The sequence below is a fragment of the Microbacterium sp. UBA7513 genome, assembly GCF_002478345.1.
Lineage (GTDB): Bacteria > Actinomycetota > Actinomycetes > Actinomycetales > Microbacteriaceae > Microbacterium.
This window is the reverse complement of the sequence record NZ_DLNJ01000016.1, coordinates 23266-29661: the sequence shown is the minus strand read 5'-3', so window position 1 is coordinate 29661 and position 6396 is coordinate 23266. Positions and strand designations below refer to the sequence as shown.

The 6396-nt window shown below is 71.2% G+C and carries 6 protein-coding genes; 1 reads left to right on the top strand and 5 read right to left on the bottom strand.

The features are described 5' to 3' along the window. Window positions 1–27 precede the first annotated feature (27 nt). From B2W79_RS08550 to B2W79_RS08540, 3 genes are read right to left on the bottom strand one after another with little or no spacing between them, the layout of a single operon-like run. Complete coding sequence (locus tag B2W79_RS08550) at window positions 28–1041, bottom strand: aldo/keto reductase family protein (RefSeq protein WP_292788617.1); 1014 nt, start codon at window positions 1039–1041, stop codon at window positions 28–30. A gap of 52 nt (window positions 1042–1093) precedes the next feature. Next, the gene (locus tag B2W79_RS08545) at window positions 1094–1591 is read right to left on the bottom strand and encodes a hypothetical protein (RefSeq protein WP_292788615.1); all 498 of its coding nucleotides are present in this window, start codon (window positions 1589–1591) and stop codon (window positions 1094–1096) included. A gap of 9 nt (window positions 1592–1600) precedes the next feature. Next, window positions 1601–3094 (bottom strand): PLP-dependent aminotransferase family protein, encoded by a 1494-nt coding sequence (locus B2W79_RS08540; protein WP_292788614.1) that lies wholly within the window; start codon window positions 3092–3094, stop codon window positions 1601–1603. A 19-nt stretch (window positions 3095–3113) separates the two neighbouring features. Here B2W79_RS08540 and B2W79_RS08535 point away from each other — a divergent pair, with 19 nt between their 5' ends. Next, window positions 3114–3443 carry a hypothetical protein gene (locus tag B2W79_RS08535; protein WP_292788612.1) on the top strand — a complete coding sequence of 110 codons (330 nt, stop codon included), beginning with the start codon at window positions 3114–3116 and terminating at the stop codon, window positions 3441–3443. Here the strand turns inward: B2W79_RS08535 and B2W79_RS08530 are convergent. Together B2W79_RS08530 and rlmN are read right to left on the bottom strand one after the other, a co-directional pair. After that, the gene (locus B2W79_RS08530; RefSeq protein WP_071329196.1) at window positions 3431–4921 is read right to left on the bottom strand and encodes a DUF4407 domain-containing protein; all 1491 of its coding nucleotides are present in this window, start codon (window positions 4919–4921) and stop codon (window positions 3431–3433) included. The two genes, B2W79_RS08535 and B2W79_RS08530, sit on opposite strands and share 13 nt — an antisense overlap. Before the next feature lie 122 nt (window positions 4922–5043). Next, window positions 5044–6333, bottom strand: a complete 1290-nt coding sequence (gene rlmN / locus B2W79_RS08525) for a 23S rRNA (adenine(2503)-C(2))-methyltransferase RlmN (protein WP_292788608.1) — start codon at window positions 6331–6333, stop codon at window positions 5044–5046. Window positions 6334–6396 lie beyond the last annotated feature (63 nt).

Below are 6396 nucleotides of genomic sequence, written 5' to 3'. Positions count from 1 at the left end.
ATGGGACCATTTGCGCGATTCGAAGGCCTAGACGAGCCGGGACTTCGGCGACACCGAGTACGTGTGCTCGGCGTCGCGGTTGACCGTGTCACCGAGAGCCTCGTCGATCGCGGTCATGGTGTCGGCGTCGAGCGTCACGCCGGAGGCCTTGACCGTGTCGGCGAGCTGCTCCGGACGGGAGGCGCCGACGAGGGCCGCCGCGACGTTCGGGTTCTGCAGCACCCACGCGATCGCGAGCTGCGGCATCGACAGCCCCGCCTGCTCCGCGATCGGCTTGAGGCGCTGCACCGCGGTGAGGATCTCGTCCTGCAGGAAGCTCTTGATGAAGCCCGCGCCCGAGTTCTGATCCGTCGCCCGAGACCCCTCCGGCACCGGCTGACCCGGGAGGTACTTCCCGCTCAGCACACCCTGCGCCATCGGCGACCAGACGATCTGCGAGATGCCGAGCTCCTCCGACGTGGGGACGACCTTGCCCTCGATGACCCGCCACAGCATGGAGTACTGCGGCTGGTTCGAGATGAGCTGGATGCCGAGCTGCTTCGCCAGGGCGTGCCCCTCACGGAGCTGCTCCGCGGTCCACTCCGAGACGCCGATGTAGAGCGCCTTGCCCTGACGGACGACGTCGGCGAAGGCCTGGAACGTCTCCTCCAGCGGGGTCTCGTAGTCGAAGCGGTGCGCCTGGTAGAGATCGACGTAGTCGGTGCCGAGGCGCTGCAGCGAGCCGTTGATCGACTCCACGATGTGCTTCCGGCTCAGGCCGGTGTCGTTCGGACCCTTGGGGCCGGTCGGGAAGTAGACCTTGGTGAAGATCTCGAGGCTCTCGCGACGCTGGCCCTCCAGAGCCTTGCCGAGCACGACCTCGGCGGCCGTGTTCGCGTAGGTGTCCGCGGTGTCGAACGTGGTGATGCCGGCGTCCAGGGCGGCGTGCACGGTCTTGACCGCGGCGTCGTCCTCGACCTGCGAGGCGTGCGTGACCCAGTTGCCGTACGTGATCTCCGAGACCTTGAGACCGCTGTTGCCGAGATAGCGATAGTTGACCATGGACCCACGCTAGTCCCGCCAGGGGAACGGCGGGCCGGATCGGCCGCGATCGTCAGGCCGTGGCAGGGGTCGGCCCACGGCGGCCGGATGTGATCGCGGCCCCGACCAGCACGCCGACCGCGGAGAGCGCGCTGACCGCGTACAGGGGCAGGGCCCACGGGGAGGCGTCGGCACCGCTGATCCCGAAGGTGTCGGCGAGGCCCATGCCCGGGCCGAACGACGCGACGAAGTAGGCCGGCGCCCCGCCCATGAGCAGCGCGAGGAAGGTCATGCTGGCCACCACCGCGGGCGCCCGGGTGAGGAGGCAGACGACGGCCGTCCCGATGGCCAGGCACACGCCCGCACCGAGGATGCCGAGGACCGTCGGCGGCATGAGGCTCTCCCCGGCGTTCGACATCGCGGCCCGGACCTCGTCGAGAGAGAGGCCGCCCGGGGCCGCGGCGAGCGGATTGAGCACGAGGATCTGCACCGCGGCGAGGGCGGCGTACGCGGTGACGGCGAGCACGCCCGCGACGCAGATCCAGAGGGTGGGGCGCGGCACCGGTGTCATGCGGTCACCCTAGGCAGGGCTGCTGAGAGTCTCCCGGTACTCGCGCCAGGCATCGCCCAGGCGGCGCACTCCCTCGGTGAGCACGTCGTCCGGCGCGGTGAACGGCAGGCGCACATGGTCGTCCGGCGCGGCGGCCGAGACCGCGAAGGCCCCGGTGCCCGCGATCGAGACCCCGTGCGCCGCGGCGACGCGCGCGAGAGCCGATGCGGAGCCGCGAGGCAGCGCCGCCCACAGCGCGAGTCCACCCCGTGGGGCGTCGGAGGTCCAGTCAGGGAGATGCGCGGCCATCAGCTCCTGCAGCAGGAGGAGCCGCTGCTGGTGCACGCGGCTGTTGGCGCGGCGGAGCTCCGTCGCGTGCGCGATGAGGTCGAGCGCGAGGAGCTGGCCGGGCACGCTCGTGGACTGGTCGGCAAGCTGCCGGGCACCCCGGAGCCTCCGCACCAGCACGGGGTCGGCCCGCAGCCACCCGATCCGCAGCCCGGCCCAGGCCCACTTCGACACGGACTCGACGACGAGTACCGGGGCATCCGGCCGTTCCGACGCGAGCGTGGGCGGCACGACCCCGTCGAACGAGATCCCGGCGACGACACGGTCCTCGATCACGGGGACCCCGTACTGCGCGGCGAGCTCGGCCACGCGGTGCCGGGCCGCCGCGGGAAGTCGCGTCCCCGTCGGATTCTGGTGGTGCGGATTGAGCGCGACGAGCACAGGACGAAGCCGGGCCATCGCCTGCTCCAGCGCTTCGACGTCGAGGCCGTCCGCGCCCATCGGCACGCCGTGCACGGTGCCACCGCGCAGCCCCACGGAGTCGGTCACGCCCGGCCAGGTGATCTCCTCCGCGAGCACGACGTCACCCGGTTCCACGAGCGCGTTGACGACGAGGCTGATGGCCTGCTGCGCGCCGTGGGTCACGAGGATCTGCTCGGGCGTGGTCGGCGTCCCCTCGGCACGGTACATGTCGGCGATGAGTTCGCGGAGCGCGGGGAGCCCGGCCGGGTCGGTCTCCGGGAGCAAGGCGAGGTCGAGCCGCGGCTGGTGGTCGCGGATGAGCTGGACACCGAGGTCCGGGATCTGCGGCACCGTGCGGAGCAGATCGATCGCGTTGGGGAGAGCCGAGAACAGGGCCTCGCCGCGGCCGGGACGGCGGTCAGCCGCGGGCGCCGTCCTCGCGCCCGAGACCCTCGTTCCGCTGCCCTGCCGGCGCTCGACGAGGCCCTGCTCGGCGAGAGAGGCATAGGCGGACACGACCGTGCCCCGCGAGACCGCGACCACCGCGGCGAGAGCGCGTTCGGCAGGCAGGCGGTCGGCGGGGCGCAGCTCACCGCCGCTGATCAGGGCGGCGATCGCCGCGGCGAGTCGCGTGGAGAGCGTGCCGTCGCCGTGCGCCCAGCGGCCGAGGCGTGCGGCGAGGGCGGTCGCGGACACCTCCCCGGCCTGGACGAGGGGCCCGGGGACCGATCCGTGGGCCACCGGCACCGCATTGGCCCTGTCGAGGGTGTCCATGAGATCTGATTCTGGACCAATGACAGTTCTCACGACCAGCTTCGGGCTCGATCTCGGTCCAATCGACCCGGATTGGACCATCGGCGAGCTCCTCGCATGGCTCGAGGACGACGCCCGCACGCACGACCCATCCCTCCGCGAACCGCTCGCCCGCATCGAGGCCGCCGTGACCGGCACCCCGTGGCCGACCGCCCCGTCCCCGGTGGCCCCGTCCACGGTCGCCCTGATCCGCTCCCTCGCGGTGGCGTCTCGGTCCGGGGGCCTCTCCCGCGTTCGAATCGCCCACTTTGCTCCGAATCCGGCCGGAATGGAGCAAAGTGCGCGACTCGAAACGAGTCAGGTGGCCTGAGCCCCGGCGCCGGAGGCGGGAGTGGTGACGATGTCGGCGCGGTCGCGGAAGCCCTCCGCCGTGACCCTGTCCAGCGCGACCTGCTTGCGGATGGCCAGAGCCTTCTCGTACAGGCTGGGGTCGCCGTAGCTCGTGAGCACCTTCACCAGCACCGGCAGCAGCTCGATCATGAAGAACAGCGCGGCGATGAGGATGTGCGCCCAGAGGATCGCGGGCTCCTTCTCGCTCAGGCGATTGAGGCCGCTGATCTGGCTCAGCAGCCCCACCGCCCCGGCGTTGCCCTGCGCCACGGAGTCGGCGCGGGCGTTGTAGGCCGCGAGAGCCTGCTCGTACGTGTCACGCGCGGCGGGGAGCTCGTCCTTCGCCTGCTGACGGTTCTGGGACTCCGAGGCCGTGGTGTTCTCCTTGGCGGCGCTTCCTGCAGCGGCGAGCTCCTCGTTCGCGGTACGGAGCTGGGCCGCGAGCGCGTCGTAGGTCTGCTGGGCCTCGGCGAGCTGAGCCTGGGCGGCCTGAGAGCTCGCGCCCTCGCCGTTCACGCCGGTGCAGCCGGGGACGGTGCCCGCGCCCTCGCCCGTGAGCTCGCACTGGTACAGCGTGCGCGCCTGGTCGATCACGGCCTGCTGCTCCGTGAGCTTGGCCGTCAGGTCGTCGACCGTGGACTGGGCGGCGGACTCGGTCGCCGACGACGACTCGGTCCCCGCGACGATACCCGTGGCGGCCTGGTTCTCCAGTGCCGCGACGCGCTCGGACGCCGCGTCGAGCGCCTTCTTCTCGGGTCCGGTCTCGAGCGCCTCCTGATCGGCCTGCGCCTGGACGATGTTGGTCGCGGCGACCTCGCGGGAGATGTCGTTGTGGAAGATCTGCAGCACGAGCGGTTCCGCCACGACGAATCCGATGATCGCCGCCATGATCACGCGGGGGATCGCGAGGCCGATGAGCTTCCAGACGTTGCGGGTCGACGTCATGGTCGAGGTGAGGAAGCGGTCGAGGTTGAAGATGATCAGCGCCCACACGATCGCGAGCGGGATGGCGAGCCAGACCGCTGCGCGCACGCCGGTCGTGAGGGCGAAGAGCATGGAGATCGCGCTGACCAGGGCGGTGCCGGCGAGCACGAAGAACATCTGCACGAACCGCGGGGTCTCGCCGGGGACCCGGTCGAGGATCTCGCCCTCGGCCCCGCCGAGGATCGCGAGAGCACGGAGGCGCTCGGCGGCGGTGCGACGACGACGCGGCTTCCGAACGCGCTGCGGGCGGACCTTTCGCTCGGGGACGGGCTCCGCGTCGACCGGAGCGTCGGGCGCCGTCACCGGCTCGGGCGTCGGGTCGTCGGACGCGACGTCGGGCTGCGCGGACGTGTCGCCGGTCGGCTCGTACTCGCGCAGGAAGTCGAGGTCATCCGTCTCGGCGTTCGGGTCGCCGTCGAGGATGATCCGACCCTGCGAGTCGAAGCGACCCGGGCGGTGGGCGGAATAGGGCATCCCGATAATCTACGAAACTCCGCCTGTGCATACCGTGGAAGATCCCTTGGACGGGCCTTCGAGTCGCGCGAATGGTTGCATCCAGGCCGGATGTGGAGCCAGGTGAGCGATTCGAACCGGGGTCAGGCCATCGCCGCGGCGGCAGCCTCGTCCTCGGTCGTCGCGACGAGCTGCCCGCAGGCGCCGTCGATCTCCTTGCCGCGGGTGTCGCGGAGGGTCGTCGGGATGCCGGCGTCGTTCAGCCGCCGCACGAACTCGTCCGTGACGTCCTTCTCCGACGAGGTCCAGATCGAGCCCGGCGTCGGGTTCAGCGGGATCGGGTTCACGTGCACCCACCCGCGACCGCGCTGGTTGAGCTTGTCCGCCAGGAGGTCTGCCCGCCACGCATGGTCGTTCATGTCCTTGATGAGGGCGTACTCGATGGACACGCGGCGCCCGGTCTTGGCGTAGTAGTCGTAGGCCGCATCGAGCGCCTCGTCGACCTTCCACCGCGAGTTCACGGGGATGAGCTCGTCGCGCAGGTGGTCGTCGGGGGCGTGCAGCGACAGGGCGAACGTGACGGGGATGTTCTCGTCGGCGAGCTTGCGGATCGCGGGCACGAGCCCCACCGTCGACACGGTGATACCCCGGGCGCTCATGCCGAGACCGTCGGGCTGCGGGGCGACCATGGTGCGCACCGCGTCCATGACCCGCTTGTAGTTGGCGAGCGGCTCCCCCATGCCCATGAAGACGATGTTGGAGACGCGCTCCATGCTGTGATCATCGCGCTTCTTGCCGCCCAGCTCGCCGTTCGCGATGGCCCGATTGGCCCGGACGATCTGCTCGATGATCTCGGCGGTGGACATGTTGCGCGTCAGCCCCGCCTGGCCCGTGGCGCAGAACGGGCAGTTCATGCCGCAGCCGGCCTGGCTCGACACGCACAGCGTGATGCGGCCGGGGTAGCGCATGAGGACCGACTCGACGAGCGCGCCGTCGTGCAGACGCCAGAGGAACTTGATGGTGTCGCCGCGGTCGGTCTCCAGCCGCCGCACCTCGGTCATGAGGGGCGGGAGCATGCCGGCGACGAGCTCGTCGCGGATACCGGCGGGGAGGTCCGTCATCTCCGCGGGGTCGGACGTGTAGTGGCGGAAGTAGTGCGTGGCGAGCTGCTTGGCGCGGAACCCGGGGAGTCCGAGCTCCTTCACCTTGTCGATGCGCTCGGCCGGGGTGAGGTCGGCGAGGTGGACCGGCGGCTTGCCGCGCTTCGGGCTCGCGAACTGCAGCAGGGGGCGCCCCTCGGCGTCCTTCTTCTGGGTCCACCCCTCGGTCGCGGGGCGCACCTGCGGGGCCCGTGTCTCGCGGATCGCCCCCGAACGGGACGACGCGGGCGCGGTCGCGGGGCGCGTGTCGGGTGTGCGGGGGTTCTCGGCCATCCCTCCAGGGTACCGGGATGCGGGTGGGAGGCGCCTGGGCACGATCCCTGTCGCGGAGCGGGG